Below are 17,893 nucleotides of genomic sequence, written 5' to 3' on the forward strand. Positions count from 1 at the left end.
GTCCAATGAAATTGTGAACCCGTTTTACACATATGCTTATTGTGCTGAATAACCCGCCCACGGCCATATCACCCGATTAAAGACAGGGAGGATTTAACCATTTAAATGTTATGAAATGAAAAAGAAGAAACTTTCTCTCCAGAAGAAATTAATGATCGGCAAATCCGCCATCGCATCTCTTACCGAACAACAGAAATCTTCCGCAGAAGCCATCTCTTATCACACGTTCATTAACTGTGATCTGGAAGCCCGCAGAAACGGACAACTCTGCTAGAGAAATTTTATTGACGGCTTTAACGCTGAACATCTGAAAAGCACGTTGGGCTTGTTGGTGAGGCTATGCGTCATTGACAGGCTCATCGGGCTTTGTTGTTAAACAAAGATCTCCCCGTAAACATTTTACAGCAGATAGTAGTTATTAATCTGAAAGCGGAAACATCTACCTTCAAAATTGCACTATGGAAAACCTTAAAACAGCTGCGGGCATAGTGGATACTCTTCCCGGATCAAGTAAACTCCTCACACCTGCACTAAGTACAAGGAACCTGGTGATACCGCCAGAAGACGCTGCCGCCGTGTTGTTTATGAGCGTACCGCCACCAGGGCAGAGCAACTGGGCCTGGCTGGCATGTATTGTCGGGGTGCATGAGTTCTTTATTGGGAATGGAGAAATACCACAATGCCAGCTGATAACTCCGCTGCTGGGAATCGTCTGCTGTGGATCTAATCCGCCGTCAGACTGTAACAGAGCCGGGCTGGCAAGCATGGTGCTGGCACAGGTGAATGGTATGGGCAGAACTGAGCATGTCGGAAACGTTGTCTTACCACAGGTGCAGAATTCAATCAATTACAAGATACCTGTGATCCTGTCGTACGTGAATCAGCAAAGCCAGGAAAACGGGCATGCAGTGGTGATTTGTGGGTATGATAATAATGGGAATGTATACGTGATAGACCCCGCTAGCGGTACCAGTATGGTACCCTTCAACGATTTAATGGCTCAGTATAACAAACCTGTTTCGGAGGCGGCCTTTGTGGAGATAAGGAAATGACTTTTATAGATAGGAATGAGCGTATAGCTGCCGGAATAACTCCGGCGGCTATACGCTTTTTTATTAAAGATTCAGTTCCAGTCTTGCAAAAAGGAACCGGCCGTTGAAGCCGAACTGTGTGGCGCGTCGGCTGTAGAGGAATTGATTGTTGGTGGTGTTGTTAGGGTTGGCGATCAGATCCGGGTATATATCAAATACATTATTGGCGCCAATACTGAGCTTAAGCTCTTTCAGCAGTTTGTAGCCCAACGCTATATCTGTAACTACTTTTGATTTGAAGGTCTGGTAGAAAGCCGGGTCGTTGGTGGCTTCTTCCACGCTGCCGAAATATACATTGCGTACAAAGGCATTGAACTTCCCAACCGTATAGGATAAAGTGAGATTCACTTTTTCGCGGGGTACGCTTCGTTCCAGGTAAATGCGGCTGGCCCTGCTGAAATAAATATTCTCTTTACCAGCCAGCTTCGGTGATGCTTTCACTGCCCCCACCTGTTGCGTATAGGAAGCTGTGGCGGCAAGATCTGCACGAAAGCTGCCTTTCCCCAGCCGGGAACCGTAGGTAAGCACCAGGTCAACACCTTTGGTTTCTGAGTTGATAGCATTGGCAAAGAAAGCCGCCTTGTTGGCATTGGCCTGCCGCAGCAACTCATAGATCTCCTTGTCTGTAGGGGAAGCGCCAGGTGCATTACTACCGGAGAACTGATCGGTGTACACGATGCGGTCGTCGATATGTGTGAAATAACCATCCACCGTAAGACTGAACTTACCGAAGCGTCCGGTGAATCCTGCACTCAGGCTTTTGGATTTTTCGGGCTTCAGCTGCGGTATTCCCAGCAACTGTGCCGGGCGGCTGTCGTTGGTGAAAGTACCTACTTCATAAGGCACACCATCCACGAAGAGGGTAGCTGTATTGGAAAAAAAGCGCTGGTGTAATGACGGCGCGCGGAAACCGGTGCTGGCGGAGGCACGCAGTGCGGTCTGTTCTCCCAGTTTATACCTTGCCGTTAGTTTGCCGTTGAACGTTGAGCCGAAGTCGTTGTAGTTCTCAAAGCGTGCGGCGCCTCCCAGCAGGAAACGTTGCGTGAAGTTCACCTCCGCATCCACATAACCGGCAATAGCGCTACGGGTGGCGTCTACCGCGTTTTCAGGACGGAAGCCCGGAAATACCTGCGCACCACCTGGCCGTGGTGTACCATCAGGCCCAAACCTGGTATTGATAGCACCCTGCGGATCAGGAACCAGGATAGGATTACCGGATGCATCGGTGCCCAGTTTGGTGGCGCGGCCATAGTCGGTGTAGGAGTTTTCTGCACCGGCTACCAGCTTATAACGTTCAAAACGATGCTCTGCTCCGAAGCTGATGTCCAGTCCTTCCAGCACATTCAGCCGCCGGGAGAAATCCAGGTTGGTAGTGTTCTGTGTAAAGATAGGCCCACCGGCTTTAAAGCGGGTAGGAGAGGCCTTCTCCAGTGAAGCATTGAGCGAATTCTCCACGCTGAAGTCGAACTCATTTTGCCCGAACACATTGCTCAGATCTACCTTCCATTCACCAAGCGAGCCGCGTATACCCAGCGCGAGGGAGCGGTCATAAATGTCAGAATGAATCTCAGGCAGGAAGCCAAGCGGATAAATGTCGATCACATTACGGCTGTCATTCGGAAGCCGGTATACACCGGCAGCTGAGCCTTTGCGGTACCCGATGCCACCAAAGGCATACACTTCTGCGCCGTTTTCCAGAGGCAGGCTGGCGTTCATGAATACCTGGCTGCTGCGGAGGCGCGACTGCCCCACCCGCATGCGTATATCGTTGCGGGTGATGTTATTGGCCAACAGGAAGGAATCTGTTCTGTCTGCGCCACCAGGATAGCTTTTGTAAACAGGACCTGTCCACGGGCCGGAGCGGTTGGTGTAGTCACGGAAGTCAAAAGACCCGCCAAGGTTGATGTATCCGCCTTTGGGGCCCAGCGGAATACCATAGTTGACAGCTGTCTGAACTGTCTGTCCATCCATACCGTTGGGTGCTTTGGATGTAACGTTAGCGCCTGTAGTAACGTTCACGCCTACACGGTTTACAGTACTTTTCAGTACGATATTGATAACACCGGCAATGGCGTCGGAGCCATACTGTGCAGCGGCGCCATCACGCAGTATTTCAATACGATCGATTGCAGCCGTGGGAATGGAATTCATGTCAGTGCCTACGGCGCCACGGCCAAAGGTACCATTGACATTCACAAGCGCCGTGTTATGCCGGCGTTTTCCATTCACCAGTACCAGCACCTGATCGGGACCAAGTCCACGCAGTGAAGCCGGGTCAATGTGATCCGTACCATCGGCCACCGTCTGCGTGCCGGAGCTGAAGGATGGCGCCACATAATTCAGGATCTGGTTGATAGAAATCTGCGGCGCATCAGACACGATGCGCTTTACATCTATCACATCTACAGGAACCGGTGTTTCCGTTTGTGTACGGGGCAGGTTACGAGAGCCCAGCACCACCAGTTCGTTCATAGTGGTACTTTCAGCCAGGGTAAAGTCCAGTTGCAACGTCTTGCCCGCGGTTAGCGTCACGTCTTTGTGCTGTGTGGTAAAGCCCACATGGCTGACGCTGATCGTATAACTGCCTGGCACGATGCTGATACTGTACTTCCCCTCAGCATTCGTATATGCGCCCTTGTTAGTTCTTTCCACATGCACAGTAACGCCCAGTAACGGGCCTTTCCCATCGGAAATACTGCCCTGTATAGTGGCTGTTTGCGCATATGCATGTGAGACAGATAGGAGGATGAGTAACGCCCATAAGCATGTGGGCCGGTAGATGCGGTTCGGCATAGTAGGTAGATTTTGGTTATATTTAATTTACAAATAAATCACCAGACGGATAATATTTCTTTTGAAGAACAGCATGTCGTATTACCCCATCAGAATTGTCGTATTACCATTTCAGGCAGGAAGGGATTTCACTGTAGGTTTGTGGTGTTCAAAACAATTATCACATGAAACGCTACGCTTTTTTATTTACATTCATCTTACTGATAACTAGTATACAGATGAATGCACAACAAACAACCAGTCATTATGCCGCTGTAAACGGTTTGAAACTATATTATGAAATTCACGGGAAAGGCTATCCGCTGGTATTGCTGCATGGCGGAGGCTCTACGATTGAATCCAGCTTTGGCCGCATACTGCCGCTGTTGGCGGCTTCACACCAGGTGATAGCAGTAGAGCTACAGGCGCACGGGCACACAAAAGATATTGACCGCCCGCTGAGTTTCGGGCAGGACGCTGATGACATAGCCACTTTAATGAAAGAACTGCATATCGAAAAAGCAGACTTCCTGGGATTCAGTAATGGTAGTACCACTTGCCTGCAGATCGCTATCCGTCATCCTGAACTGGTGAACAAACTTGTACTGGTAGCAGCACTCTACAAACGTAGCGGTATGCCGCCGGGTTTCTTCGACGGTTTTGAGCATGCCACCCTCAATCATATGCCGCAACCTTTGCAGGATGCTTATCTCAAAGTGAACCCCGACGACCAGAAAGGACTGCTAGCCATGTTCAATCGTGACGTGGCCAGGATGAAGGTTTTCAAAGACATCAATGATGCGGATATCAAAGGCATACAGGTGCCTTCGCTGGTGATAAATGGAGATAAAGACGCTGTGCTGCCGGAACATGGATTGGAGTTGTCGCGCTTATTACCGCATGGACAAATGATCGTGCTGCCTGGTGTGCACGGTGAAGCGATCGGCGAGATCTGTACCCCCGGCAAAACCAGTAAACAGCCGGAACTGACAGTCGCATTGATGGAAGAGTTTCTGAAGAAATGATAATATCTGGGAATTTTGAAATTTTGGGATGTAGGAATTTATAAATCCCAAAATCTCAAAATCCCTACATCCCAAAATCTCAAAGTCCCAATACAAAATCCTGTAAGGCTGCACCAATCTCTGCAGGAGAATCTTCCTGGACATAATGTATCCCTTTCACACTTACTTCTCTCTGGCTGGACCAGGTGCGGCAGAACTCCAACGCACGGCCAACAAGTATAGCGCCCGGTTCTGCGGCTATCATCAGTTTGGGAATATCGTTACCGGCCATCCATTTTCCATACTGCTCCACGATCTGTGCGATTTCTTCTGGCTGGCCCTCAATTGGTAATGATCTGGGGAAGATCAGCATCGGCAGCCTGTCTTCCTCGCTCCGGAAAGGCGCACGGTACGCATCCATCTCTTCTTCGCTCATCTTCCTGATAACGCTCTTCGGTAATACAGTTTCTATAAAGAAGTTATCTTTCATGATCATCTCTTCTCCCTTTTCAGAAAGCAAAGCCCTGAAGATGCCATCGCGGCCAGGAGGGAAGTCGCTCCACAGGCGGGGTTGCACAATCGCTTCCATATAGGCAATGGCCTTGATCTGCTTCGGAAAACGGGATGCCCGGTAAAAGCCCAGTGCGCTGCCCCAATCGTGCAACACCAGTGTTACGTTCTTTAGGTCTAATGCATCAAACCAGGCATCCAGGTAAGCGGCATGATCAGTGAACTGATATTTTTTATCAGGTGATTTGCCAGATCTGCCCATACCTGCCAGATCTGGCGCGAGGCATCTGCGGTGTTGGCTCAGCCACGGAATAATGTTCCGCCACAGATAGGATGAAGTAGGGTTGCCATGAAGAAAAACCACCGGCTCTCCGTTGCCGGTATCAACATAACTGATCTCTGTATCAATGCAGGTGATTGTTTTACGAGGGTGATTGTCAGCGGCACTGATGCCGGTAGAAGTAGTGCCAGTAATAGCGGATGTGGTGTTCATGATGTGGTATGTTTATGCAACAAATCTACCAACAGCATCGATGGGAGTATAGGTCCATTTTGCGCAATTCGATAAGGCCACTATGTAGCCGCACGCTCAAAGCAGTGCAGCAGCTTTTCTACGGCTGTTCTCAGCCGGTAGGCTGTATAGGCCGTGAAACCCAACAGTATGGCCGGTGGCTGGTAATGCGCCATGAAATAGGAATCGAGAAACGACACCCTGATCTTTTGCCGATGGATCTCTTCTTTTAAACGCGGAACATTTACATGATCACGTAAACGGCAGAGCAGATGCATACCGGCCGGGATATGGCATACATCCAGGTATGCCGGCAAATGTTTCTCCAGCAGGGTAATCAGCACCAGCTGCCTTTCTGCATATAACAGGCGCATTTTATGAATGTGCCGGATGAAGTGGCCCTGCTCCATGAAGCTGTGCAGGATGCACTGATCCAGCACGGGCGACTGGCGGTCTATACTTTCTTTCACCTGGCGAAAGGTGTCTGCCAGTGCAAGGGAAGGCAGCACCAGGTAAGCCAGGCGCAAGCCGGGAAACAGTACCTTGCTGAAAGTACCGGTATAGATCACCCTGGCATGTTTATCGGCGCTCTGTAGGCAAGGCGTGGGCCTGCCTTCATAACGGTATTCACTGTCGTAATCGTCTTCCAGTATCCAGTTGTCACCTGCGGCGGCCCATGCCAGCAACTGTTGCCGTTTGTGATCCGAAAGACAATAACCCAGCGGAAACTGATGGGTAGGTGTTACATAAGCCAGCCTGGCATCCGGGAAGTGTTGCAGGGCATAGTCTATGTCCATGCCATCTGACTGCACCGGCACAGGGCAGATATTCATTTGCGCATGCTGCAGCGCAAGCCTTGCGCCATGATAGCCCGGATCTTCCATCCATACTTTACTGCCTGGTTGCAACAACGCCAGCAACACAAGGTTCAGGCTTTGCTGAGAACCAGTAACTACTACGATCTGCTCCGCCTCACAGTTAACACCTCTCGCTACGCGCAGGTAAGCGGCGATCGCTGTGCGCAGTGCTCCGTAGCCAAATGTGTCCTCATAACCCAGGTGATAATGCTTCAGTGTTTTTAGGATATTACCCGCCACTTTATACCACGTATGATAGGGAAATTTATCGAGGGAAGGCAGGCCGATCTGGAAAGGATTTTCTTCAATACGGCTACCGTAAAGTGTTTCACCGTATGCAGGTAAACCTTTAACAGGAGGCGCCGCCGGTTGTACCTGTAATAACTGTTCAGGCAGTACCGCGGCAATGAAAGTACCGGCGCCGGTTCTGCTCTCAAAGTAACCTTCTATGATCAGAGCCTCAAAGCACTGACTCACAATGATACGCGATACGCCCAGTTCTGTTGCCAGGCTTCTGCTGGATGGTACACGGTCGCCCGGTTGCAGCTGCCCGCGGGTGATCATCTCCCTGAACTGTTGGTAGAGCTGCATGTATAGCGGAACGGTGGATGTTTTGCTGAGTTGAATACCGGCAGGAATATAGCCGGAGGTTTCCTTAGGCATGCGATTAAATTCCGTACTAAGATAACAGAAAATGATGAATGTGGCAGTGGTGTAACGCGGATGGCTAAACAGCTATTGCGTTTGTTCACGCAGCCGTGTTACCTCCCGTTGCAGTGTCTTCTTCTCCGACACGGATTTGGTAAGGCTCACCGCCTTGTCGTAATGCAGAATGGCTTTACCCGTATCCACTGTTGCATACAGGTAACCCATCAGCGCATGGTAATCGCTGAGCGCTTCCAGTTGTAGTTGTTCTGCTTCTTTTATGCCCTGCTCATAACCATATACCCTGGCGTAGGCAAAGGTTCTGTTGAGCGCTGTAGCGGGTGAATATTCAACCAGGATAAGCTCATTGTAGAGTTGCAGGATATGCTGCCATTTGCCCTCATCTGTGGGAGTCGTATGCCAGTAGGCGATACCGGCTTCGAGGTGGTATTTGGAGGCGGCCTGGCCGGTGCATGCATTTACAAGGTAATAATTACCGCGGGTAATCAGCTCCTGGCTCCAGCGGCTTTTGTCCTGTTGTTCGAAGAGAATGGTTTGCCCTTCCTGGTCTTCGCGGGCATCCAGGCGGGAGCCCTGGTAGCACATAAGCGCCAGCAATGCATTGGCCTCCGTAGTGTTGGTGAGCGGATGCTCCGTAAGCAACAATGCCAGCCGCATGGCTTCAGAGCAAAGGTCTTTCCGGATCAGGTGATTGCCTGATTTGGAGAAATAGCCTTCATTAAATAACAGGTAGAGTGTCCGCAAAACAGTATCCAGCCTGAATTGTATGGCGCTCTCCTCCAGTACCCTGATCTGGAAATTATCTTCGCGGAGATTTGCCCTCGCCCTGAGCAATCGCTTTTTGATGGTCTCTTTTTTAGACAGAAAAGCATCAGCAATTTCTTCTATACTGAAACTGCAGAGGATCTGCAACGCCAGGCAGATCTGTGCTTCCGGGGAATTAGCCGGGTTGCACACGGCAAAGATCATGGCCAACTGACTATCCGCAATCACCCGGTTGTTGAATTCAAACATTTCTGCAGGCTGTGTCTCTTCCTTCTCCACCACGCCCCTGACTTTTGATTCAAAGATCGTCAGCCGCTTCAGGTAATCTTTGGTTTTGTTGCTGGCCACGGTATAAAGCCACGCCGCAGGATTATCAGGGATACCATTCACTGGCCATGTTTCCGTGGCTTTCAGGAACGTTTCACTGACAATATCCTCTGCCGTTTCAATGTGCTTCAGCCCAAACTGGCGGCACAACACCGCGGTCATCCTGGCATATTCCAGTCTGAAAAGATGTGGCAGCAACTCATGAGGAGAGGCGGGCTTTGCAGTCATTGGCCTACTGTTTTTTTCTCACAATCACTTCCCTGACTTCCACCGTACCGCCTGCTTTCAGCAAGGGGTTGGCTTTCGCCATTTCCACCGCTTCGTCAATATCCATCGCCAGAACGATTACATAGCCGTTAATGAATTCCTTGATCTCTGTAAAAGGACCGTCAGTAACAATATTGTCCGGTCTCACCGTTTTAGCGCTGTCGGCCGACAAACTATTACCTGCATTGGCCAACCTGTTCCTGGCAGCTATACCAGCCAGCCAGTTCATTCGTTCCTGTAGCATGTCCGGCGTGGGATCATCATGCTTCCCGTCTTTGTTTCTGAAAATTAATACAAACTCTTTCATGACATTAAATAGTTGATCTATCCTGATGACGACCGGTAATACCGGAGGGGGACAAAACTTCTCAAATATATGAAGATCAGGTAGCAGTTAATCATGCTACATTTGCCAGGTCGGTACATTTACCCGTTTCATCGGTACATATGAAAAATACGTTGCTGTCAGCCATTAATTTGCATATGCCATCCCGGAAAGCCCCCCATATCAGTATCCACATCGTCGGCTGGATTCTCTTTATGATCTTCCCGCTGCTGTTCATGGCTAACGGTAATGGTTACACTGCGCTGGTTTCTCCGGCCACGCATTACAGTTACTGGCTGTTCTGTGGATGTTATATCTGCCTGTTTTATATCAACCGGTATGTCCTCATCCCGTGTTTCTTCCTGCCCCGCAGGTATATCTGTTATTGTGCCGCAGCTGCGCTGTTGTGTGGATGTATCTTTATGTTACAACCGTTCGACAGGTTGTTACAACAGAAGTGGGCTACGCCGCCGGCTTCCGCCCTCACGATGGCATGGGTGTATGAACCGCCACTGATAGATATTACAAGCCTGTTCATTTTTTTTATGATAATGGCGCTGGGCACTGCCATTACCACTACCCGCCGCTGGCAGGAGACAGAACGGCGCGCCATCAAGGCAGAAGGAGAGAAGATACGTGCAGAGCTGTCCTTCCTCAAAGCGCAGGTGCATCCGCATTTTCTTTTCAACACGTTGAACAACATCTATACGCTGGCGCTTACAAAGAATAATAATACGGCAGACAGTATCATGAAACTGTCCAACATTATGCGTTATATTACGGATGAAGTAAGCGCCAACTATGTATCGCTGCAACAGGAAGTGGAATGCATCCGTGACTATATCGCCCTGCAACAGCTGCGGCTGATACCAGGACAGGTGGAGTACCACGTCTGCGGAGAACTAAACCAGCGGAAGATAGGCCCGCTTATATTGATGACTTTCGTGGAGAATGTATTCAAATACGGCATCAGCAAACATTGCCCGGCGCCCATTATTATCCGGTTGCATGCCCTGCCGCATTGTATTACCTTCTATTGCAGCAATCGCATATATCCGCAGCGGGCTGCAAGACAAGGCAGCGGTGTAGGCATTCCCAATACCCGGCAGCGGCTGGAACTGCTGTATCCTCAACAACATAAACTTGACATCACAGACGATAACAACTTGTACACCGTAAGGCTCACGTTATTTACAGATTAACCCGCAGCTTGCCTGTTTCAACCAAAACACCCGTATGAAAATCAAAGCCATAGCTATCGATGACGAACCCCTCGCGCTAGAGCTGATAAAAAACTACAGCGCGCAGTTCCCCGCATTACAGTTACTGCAAACCTTCGACGATGCATTGTCCGGCGCAGAGTTCCTGCGGCACCGGCAAGTAGATCTGTTGTTCATCGACATCAGCATGCCTGATATTACCGGTATTGATCTGGTGAGATCATTGCCCGAAAAACCAATGATCATCTTTACCACTGCCTACAAACGCTTTGCCTACGAAGGCTTTGAACTGGACGCCCTGGATTACCTGCTGAAGCCCATCAGCCAGGAACGCTTCGCCCGCACCATGCAAAAAACACTCCGGCAGTATCACAACAAGCACATCGCTGATAAGACGCCGGAGCCAGCATCGTTTTTTGTCTATGCAGAATATAAACAGGTGAGGATCATGCTGAATGATATTGAATACATAGAAAGCCTGGAAGACTATATCCGCATACACCTCAGTAACACCAGACCTGTACTGACATTGATGCCCCTGAAGAAGGTGCTGGAAAAACTACCGCAGGACCGCTTCAGAAGAATACACCGCAGTTATATTGTAGCAGTACGCTGCATCTGTACCATCGCGCATCGCAGAGTGGTGCTGTCTTCCGGGGCCATGTTGCCGGTGAGCGATACCTACGCCGACTTTATCCGTGAGTGGAGCGGAAAGATCAATATCCTCTGATCGGCACATCTTAGGGCTTTACCGATACTCACTTGATAAAAAGTGACGTGTGGCAGAACTTTAAGACAAACAACCGCAAATCTTATGGAAAGAAAAAATTTTCTCAGGTCATTGGCTATGACAGCCATCTCAGCACCCGTGCTGCTGGAAGCTTGTAAAAAAGACAGTAAGGAAACTGATGCACTGCTGGCCGGTGGTACTGCCAAAACAGAAGCCGCCTGTATACCGACAGACCCGGATATGGCAGGACCTTATCCTTTGTACGGCAGCCGTGGCTCTGCTATCAACCGTGTTAATATCGCGGACAATAAACCTGGTATTCCGCTGAACATTGACATTACCGTGCAAAGCGTGTACAGAGGCTGTGCACCGGTTACCAATGCCCGCGTGGACATCTGGCACTGCGATAAAGACGGTTACTATTCAGGCTATGTTAATGATGGCTATCTGGGCGTTCAGAATAACCAGGGCCGTTTATTTGGCAGGGGACTACAATACACTAACAGCGTAGGAAAGGTACATTTTGCCTCTATCTATCCAGGGTGGTATCCTGGCCGTTGTACGCATCTGCATGCACAGATCTTCATCGGCACTACGCTGTACCTTACCACCCAGATTGCATTCCCCGACGCTATCAACGCGGCGGTGTATAACACATCACAGTACATAGCCCACGGTCAGAACCCAACTACCAACTACCTGGACAGCATCATCAGTGATTCTCTGGCTACCGAACTGGCCACCGTTACAAACTCCGGCGGCGTATACAATCTTTCGCATGTTATCAAAATCTGATAGCAACCCTTAACTGTACTTTCTATATAATCAGCAACCTATCACACGGCGACGACTAAACGAAGCCGGCTTTTGTTACCACTATGCAGCCAGCACAGATCACGTTAACCTTCAGACAGGTGATCAACGCCTCCAGTACAGGAGACTTTGAAAGCCGGGTCTTTGAGGATTCCTACATCGAATTCATTATGCAGGCGCAGGCATATAACCAGGAAAAACTATACAGAACCTTCAGCGAACTGAAAACCCACAAGCCAAAATCCAACTCCCTGCATTACAAAGTAGGATTTGCCGTCGGGCTGTATGTTCAGGAGCTCGGAGGCCGCATTCCCGGCGTAAAGGATAGTCTTGGAGTTACTGCACTGCCTTTTGATACACATCACTTTGAGATCATAGAATCTGATATTGAGGACCGGCAGCAGCATCAGGTTGCCATTATCTATACCACACCGCCGCTTACATGGCTGGGAGTGGTAGGCGACAGACTGCTGCTGGTATCCAATGATCAGTCATACCTTAATAACGGAGCGCAGGCTACTTTCATGCTCCCCCTTCAGCCGCAGCTGGCCATCAGCAGCTATAAAGCACTGCAGTTGCAAACCGAAGAGAGCAGATGAGATTTTTCCCGCAGACGCATGAGTTGATTTGGGTTTTCTCGCAGAGGCGCAAAGAGTGCAAAGAAGCAAAGTATATTTTTAAGTTTATTAAGACTATTTAATAGTACCCGGCAATATTTACGGACTATCAAACAGCTTTGCCAGCTTAACAATATCCTTTGCTTCTTTGCACTCTTTGCGCCTCTGCGAGAAAACTTCCGTTACCTAGTGAACAAGTACCCTCACAAGGCTGTCAACAAAAGGGCGTGTATACTTCCCCATTGGATCGCGGTCAGGGTCCAGTATAGTGACCTCTATACCCGCTGCTTGAGGATGCCGCAACAGCGGGATCAGCAGCGCTTCCAGTTCTGCATAGGAAAGACCGTCATCCTGCGGGGAGTCTACCGCCGGCATAATATCGTTGTGCAGCACGTCCACATCCACATGTATCCAGAAGCCATCGAGAGGCTGATGGGCAATCATCTCCAGGAAAGCGGCGGCACAACTTTCCATACCCTGTTTGCGGAGGGCGGGAAGATCCAGGTAATGTATTGATGAACGGTATATTTCTGCCACATAAGCCGGTTCCTGCCAGCGGTTGCCAACAGCCCAGGTATGCGCTTCCTGCACATACGGTGTACACTGTTGGATATTGGTCAGCTTGGCATGTCCGTAACCTGTTACCAGGGCCAGGTCCATACCGGCTGCCGCGTGTGTGGAAGAGAGTGTAGCAGGCATATAATCCGTATGCCCGTCGAGGAAGAAGAGACCGTAACGGCCTTCCTGCTTTAACCCCAGCATATTGCCGATAAGAATACTGCAATCGCCGCCAATGACCAGCGGAAATGTCCCTGCCTTCATCAATTGTCGCAGCAGGATAGCTTGTTCCATCGCATAGGCCGCAATAGCATCTGCATTGCGGATACCAGACGCCGGATCAAGATCCATCGCATAAGACGGCGCCGCCAGTGTATGTATATCGGTAACGCCTAAACGATCATAAAGGCCATGTTGCCGCAACCATGCAGGCAGCTTGTCAACACCTGGCGCAACGCCGGGTGTAAGTTCCTTTAGCCCCAGGTTGAACGGGCATTCCACGATAGTCAGTTGTTTCATGCAATGTAGACGGTTTCTGCTTTCCTGTATCCGGTAAGGCTTTGCTGCCGGTGTTTCTTGAAGAATTTGTTCAGGTGGCTTTCATCAGTAAACCCGAATTCAAGCGCAATTTCATTGATCCGCATATCGCTGTATTTCAGACGGTATTCTATCAGCCGGATACGGCAGACAGCAATAAAATGTTGTATCGTTTCCCCGCACTGGTTTTTGAAATAGCTGCCGAGATAGGTTTCCGATATGCCGAAGGCTTCGCCGATAGCTGATGCTTTTAGCTTATGCGGACAATGAATGTTGGATTGTATATAGTTGATGATCTCCAGCATACGCTTGTCGGCATTGACTTTCAAACCGGTGGGTTTCATGCCGGAAATGTTCCGGGCGGCAACTACTATCAGTGCATTAATGAAGTGCATGGTCAGGTCTTCATGATACAACCCCGGCTGCCGTATACCATGCAATATCGAGGATACAATCGAGCGCACCAGCACACTGTCTTCCCGGTTCCGCATAATGCAGCCAGATACGTGCGAAGCATGTTCCAGTAGTGTTTCCAGCTGCGCTATGGTTTTCCATCGGTGCTCGCTGATGTATTTGCAGTTAAACCGGATGAGCAGGATTTCTGACGTAGTACCAATATCCATATATTGATGATCGCCGGGCGTAAAGAGCAGCAGGTTTTCCGGCCCGTAGGCCAGCCGGTTACCGTTGATCTCCACGGAGCCTGTTCCTGAAATAATATACACGATCTGGAAAAACGTCAGTTCCTTTCTGCTGAGCGGGCACTCATTCACCTTTTCATAGATCACTTCTACGGGTTGGTGTATATTGATCTTTTGCATATCATAAAATTACTTTTTTATCATTGAATTGTACCGGAAGTCAGACCATACCCTGCTATAATTTTGTTGCCGCTGAAATGAAGAAAAGCGATAACAAAAGTATATGAAAACAGGATCTGGATTTAGCAAAAATACCATAGCGCTGGCAGCGATCTGCCTGGCGGCGCTGATGTTTGGCCTGGAGATTTCCAGTGTGCCGGTAATACTTCCAACACTCGAAAAGGTGCTGCATGGCAACTTCCGGGATATGCAATGGATCATGAACGCCTATACCATTGCGTGTACCACCGTGCTGATGGCTATCGGCGCACTGGCAGACCGCTATGGAAGAAAGCGCGTCTTTGTCATTAGCCTTGTATTATTTGGCATCACGTCGCTGATATGCGGACTGGCACAACGTGTAGGCATCCTCGTGATAGGCAGGTTGTTGCAGGGCGCCGGCGGCGGGGCTATGCTGATCTGCCAGATAGCTATCCTCTCACACCAGTTCCGCGATGGCCGGGAACGCAGCAGAGCCTTCAGCATATGGGGCGTTGTTTTCGGCATAGGGCTCGGCTTCGGGCCAATCATCGGAGGATTGATAGTAGCGGTGTCCAGCTGGCAATGGGTGTTCCTGGTGCACGTAGTGATCACCATTGTAACACTGCTGCTGGTATCCGGCAGCATCCGGGAATCCGCTGATCCTCACGCAGAAAAAGTGGACATCATCGGCATCATCACGCTGTCCGCCACCGTATTGGGATTGTCTTACTATATCACACAGGGTCCTGAGATCGGCTTCTCCAGCGCAGCAGGCATTGGCGTCATCACATTGGCTGCATTGAGCTTTATCATCTTCCTGATCGCTGAAAAAAGAGTGAAGCATCCCATGTTCGATTTCTCTGTGTTCCGGATCAGTCGCTTTTCAGGGGCATTGCTTGGCTCAATGGGTATGAACTTCAGCTTCTGGCCATTCATGATCTACCTGCCCATCTATTTTCAAAGCGGACTGGGATATGATGCCGTTACTGCCGGTATGGCCTTGCTGGCCTATACACTACCGACACTTGTATTTCCGCCGGTAGGAGAGCGGCTTGCCATGCGTTACAACCCCGGAGTCGTTATCCCCTGGGGAATGCTGGCCATTGGCATCGGTTTCTTGTTGATGAAGACCGGCAGCGCAGCGGCACGTCCCGGCTGGCAAACCATGCTGCCTGGTCTGCTGATAGCCGGCGCCGGCCTGGGGATTATCAATACGCCGGTTACCAACACCACTACAGGCGCCGTATCGTCCGATCGCGCCGGCATGGCTTCCGGTATCGATATGAGCGCCAGAATGATCGCGCTGGCGGTAAACATCGCGTTGATGGGATTCATTCTCATAGAAGGCATATTGTACTACCTGAAGCGTGCACTACCAGATACACACGGCCCTTTGCACCAGTTGGCAGAAAAGATCGCCTCCGGCAGCGTAAATACCGCAGGAAATGAATTCCCGGAACTCGCCGCTGCCGATCCTTCCGGGAAAGTTGTACACGATGCCCTGGTACATGGTTTCGGGTTGGTCATGCTGTATGGGGGAACCGGTATCATCGTCCTGGCAGTAATCAGCTTTGTTGTGTTCAGGCAGGAGAAGAAGGCGGCACAGGTAATGGAACAGGCCGTATAAATGCAGGTAACACCCTAAAATCAGACTGCCGTCAAATGTAAAAGACTGCCTTAAAGGGTGAAACGCGACGTCGTTAGAAATCCGTGACTACCGGAATTCGCCGGGTATACGCCTTTGGCAGCGCTTTCATAGGCTTTTCCTTCGCTTGTCATTCGGTTCTCACAGGTATTAAAAGCGCACTGCTGGTTGTCTAACCCTGTGTTTGCTTACAATGATCTTATACGGAAATTACAACCCGGTTCCGCCCAGGTCTGCAAATAATAACCAGGAGGTTGCTGTATCTTTACATTGGAAGATTGTACATGTAATACCAGCACCCTCCTGGTGATTTTTATAACCTCAAAATCCATTAAAATGAAAACATTGATGTTAATGATCGTAGCTGCTTTACTATTAAGCAGTGCCCCTGCAAGCGTAGCCCGTTCTTCAAAGGTCATCCGTGCAACTGTAGTGGTACATGCCTATTTTCAGCACACCGGATTCAACCTCAGCATCTGTGCATTGCCAATCTTTGGGCCCTATGTAAAGGCTGACGGCGTCTTTGCTGCACCGGTCAGTTGTCCTTCCAGTACTGCTACTGTCGATGTAACCGAAGGCCAGTCACTGGTTTTTACCACACAGTTGTATATGAAGCTCAACACTGTAACGAGCCTGCCGCACGTAGTCACCGCAGCGGATATAGCAGCTGGCAGTATAGTGCTGATCTGCCCGATATGATGCTCCTCATTGGGTCTTTTCAAGCCACTTCAGGAGATCCTGCATCATTTCCTGTTTGTGGGAAATGACCGTTTCTGTTCCGTCCTTTTTTACTATCTCGTTAAAAAAATGATCCGTGGGGTAAGTCTTAAAAGTAAGGTTCTTTTTCCCCAGTCGCAGAAACTCCAGCCTTACATACTCCTGGCTGTAGATGGGGGAATTGTCGTCCCTGGTGCCAGCTGCCATGAAGATGGGAATATTCAACTGTACCAGGTTGCTCAGTGGAATGTCAGTACAGAAGCTGGCCCACCGCTGATAGGTATTGTCTTCCCATTCATGTTCCGTATCATTGGGCGCCGCATAGATCCTGGAAAATACGGCAAACAGGGAATCAACCTCATGCTGTGCATCCGGCTGAGAGATAAGTCCCTGTGCAGCTCTGATCCTGACAGCCGTGATCCAGTCGTAAAGCTGGTTAAGCCCGGAGCCTGCAATGCTGGCACAGTGTGTAATCTTTTTATTGATAACAGCCAGTCGGGGCGCCACCTGCGCCCCTTCTGAATAACCGTATGCAATGATCCTGGACCTGTCAACAGGTAGGTGTGCACAGACATAATCAATTACACGGGAAGCTGCCGCCGCGCGCCACTGCAGGCCGCTACGCTCTTTATATTCACGGGGAACAGGCAGCAGGGAAATAGCATCAGATACGCTGGCACTATCGCGTTCTATCCTCACCGTATCGCAGAAGGGGATACCAGGTTTACTGATCATCACTACATGAAATTTATCCCTTAATTCAAGCACATCATTATCAAATGAATTGGCTATAAAGACACTTTTTTTCAGCTTCGCATAAGTGGCCAGGGGGATATGCCCTGAGCCATCAAGAGAAAGGAGCACCGGCTTAGTTTTATCAATGCCCGATACCGTTATATAGAAGTGAATATCACCAAGTTCTTTATCATGTATGGTATAGGCCTTCAACCCATAATCCCCGGGGCGGGTAGGTTGGCCACATACAATCTGACCAAAAGTCAGCAACAGGAACAGAAAACAGGCACGCATAAATAGTTTTTGAAGTCCGATAATAATGAAAACTACAAAACATTTTTAGAGAGAAATAAAAATGCCCCGCAGACGGTATAGTCTGCGGGG

At 49.6% G+C, this 17,893-nt stretch carries 17 protein-coding genes; 9 read left to right on the forward strand and 8 right to left on the reverse strand.

Annotation, left to right across the window (positions count from 1 at the left end):
• The first annotated feature begins 115 nt into the window (after positions 1–115).
• Both VM802_RS08885 and VM802_RS08890 read left to right on the forward strand, forming a co-directional pair.
• Positions 116–274 (forward strand): class I lanthipeptide, encoded by a 159-nt coding sequence (locus tag VM802_RS08885; protein ID WP_325529479.1) that lies wholly within the window; start codon positions 116–118, stop codon positions 272–274.
• A gap of 184 nt (positions 275–458) precedes the next feature.
• A complete protein-coding gene (locus VM802_RS08890) occupies positions 459–1,052 on the forward strand; it encodes a C39 family peptidase (protein ID WP_325529480.1) in 594 nt (197 codons plus the stop codon).
• 63 nt (positions 1,053–1,115) lie between these two features.
• Here the strand turns inward: VM802_RS08890 and VM802_RS08895 are convergent, their stop codons facing one another.
• On the reverse strand, positions 1,116–3,884 hold the full coding sequence (locus VM802_RS08895) for a TonB-dependent receptor (RefSeq protein WP_325529481.1): 2,769 nt from the start codon (positions 3,882–3,884) through the stop codon (positions 1,116–1,118).
• 164 nt (positions 3,885–4,048) lie between these two features.
• On the opposite strand from VM802_RS08895, the gene VM802_RS08900 reads away from it, so the two are divergent.
• Positions 4,049–4,888, forward strand: a complete 840-nt coding sequence (locus VM802_RS08900; RefSeq protein WP_325529482.1) for an alpha/beta fold hydrolase — start codon at positions 4,049–4,051, stop codon at positions 4,886–4,888.
• Positions 4,889–4,967: 79 nt separating this feature from the next.
• Here VM802_RS08900 and VM802_RS08905 read toward each other — a convergent pair whose 3' ends face one another.
• The 4 genes from VM802_RS08905 to VM802_RS08920 form a co-directional block, all read right to left on the reverse strand.
• Positions 4,968–5,870: a haloalkane dehalogenase gene (locus VM802_RS08905; protein ID WP_325529483.1), complete on the reverse strand. Its 903-nt coding sequence runs from the start codon at positions 5,868–5,870 to the stop codon at positions 4,968–4,970.
• A gap of 80 nt (positions 5,871–5,950) precedes the next feature.
• Positions 5,951–7,408 (reverse strand): MocR-like pyridoxine biosynthesis transcription factor PdxR, encoded by a 1,458-nt coding sequence (gene pdxR, locus VM802_RS08910; protein WP_325529484.1) that lies wholly within the window; start codon positions 7,406–7,408, stop codon positions 5,951–5,953.
• 72 nt (positions 7,409–7,480) lie between these two features.
• Positions 7,481–8,731 carry an RNA polymerase sigma factor gene (locus VM802_RS08915; protein WP_325529485.1) on the reverse strand — a complete coding sequence of 417 codons (1,251 nt, stop codon included), beginning with the start codon at positions 8,729–8,731 and terminating at the stop codon, positions 7,481–7,483.
• A 4-nt stretch (positions 8,732–8,735) separates the two neighbouring features.
• Positions 8,736–9,077: a YciI family protein gene (locus tag VM802_RS08920; RefSeq protein WP_325529486.1), complete on the reverse strand. Its 342-nt coding sequence runs from the start codon at positions 9,075–9,077 to the stop codon at positions 8,736–8,738.
• Positions 9,078–9,217: 140 nt separating this feature from the next.
• Between VM802_RS08920 and VM802_RS08925 the strand changes: the two genes are divergently transcribed.
• The 4 genes from VM802_RS08925 (at position 9,218) to VM802_RS08940 (ending at position 12,457) form a co-directional block, all read left to right on the forward strand.
• Entirely contained in the window at positions 9,218–10,297 is a 1,080-nt protein-coding gene (locus VM802_RS08925; protein WP_325529487.1) for a sensor histidine kinase, read from the forward strand.
• Between the two features lie 34 nt (positions 10,298–10,331).
• The gene (locus VM802_RS08930; RefSeq protein WP_325529488.1) at positions 10,332–11,045 is read left to right on the forward strand and encodes a LytR/AlgR family response regulator transcription factor; all 714 of its coding nucleotides are present in this window, start codon (positions 10,332–10,334) and stop codon (positions 11,043–11,045) included.
• Positions 11,046–11,129: 84 nt separating this feature from the next.
• Positions 11,130–11,840 (forward strand): peptidase associated/transthyretin-like domain-containing protein, encoded by a 711-nt coding sequence (locus VM802_RS08935; RefSeq protein ID WP_325529489.1) that lies wholly within the window; start codon positions 11,130–11,132, stop codon positions 11,838–11,840.
• 83 nt (positions 11,841–11,923) lie between these two features.
• A complete protein-coding gene (locus tag VM802_RS08940) occupies positions 11,924–12,457 on the forward strand; it encodes a hypothetical protein (protein WP_325529490.1) in 534 nt (177 codons plus the stop codon).
• A 204-nt stretch (positions 12,458–12,661) separates the two neighbouring features.
• On the opposite strand, the gene VM802_RS08945 is transcribed toward VM802_RS08940, so the two are convergent.
• Entirely contained in the window at positions 12,662–13,552 is an 891-nt protein-coding gene (locus tag VM802_RS08945; RefSeq protein ID WP_325529491.1) for an arginase family protein, read from the reverse strand.
• Entirely contained in the window at positions 13,549–14,391 is an 843-nt protein-coding gene (locus VM802_RS08950; RefSeq protein ID WP_325529492.1) for an AraC family transcriptional regulator, read from the reverse strand. The genes VM802_RS08945 and VM802_RS08950 overlap by 4 nt, the downstream gene beginning before the upstream one ends.
• Before the next feature lie 103 nt (positions 14,392–14,494).
• Between VM802_RS08950 and VM802_RS08955 the strand changes: the two genes are divergently transcribed.
• Entirely contained in the window at positions 14,495–16,039 is a 1,545-nt protein-coding gene (locus VM802_RS08955) for an MFS transporter (RefSeq protein WP_325529493.1), read from the forward strand.
• Between the two features lie 354 nt (positions 16,040–16,393).
• Positions 16,394–16,756 carry a hypothetical protein gene (locus VM802_RS08960; protein WP_325529494.1) on the forward strand — a complete coding sequence of 121 codons (363 nt, stop codon included), beginning with the start codon at positions 16,394–16,396 and terminating at the stop codon, positions 16,754–16,756.
• 6 nt (positions 16,757–16,762) lie between these two features.
• On the opposite strand, the gene VM802_RS08965 is transcribed toward VM802_RS08960, so the two are convergent.
• The gene (locus VM802_RS08965; RefSeq protein WP_325529495.1) at positions 16,763–17,803 is read right to left on the reverse strand and encodes an alpha/beta hydrolase family protein; all 1,041 of its coding nucleotides are present in this window, start codon (positions 17,801–17,803) and stop codon (positions 16,763–16,765) included.
• Positions 17,804–17,893: the final 90 nt, after the last annotated feature.

It is taken from the genome of Chitinophaga sp., from assembly GCF_035538455.1.
Classification (GTDB): domain Bacteria; phylum Bacteroidota; class Bacteroidia; order Chitinophagales; family Chitinophagaceae; genus Chitinophaga.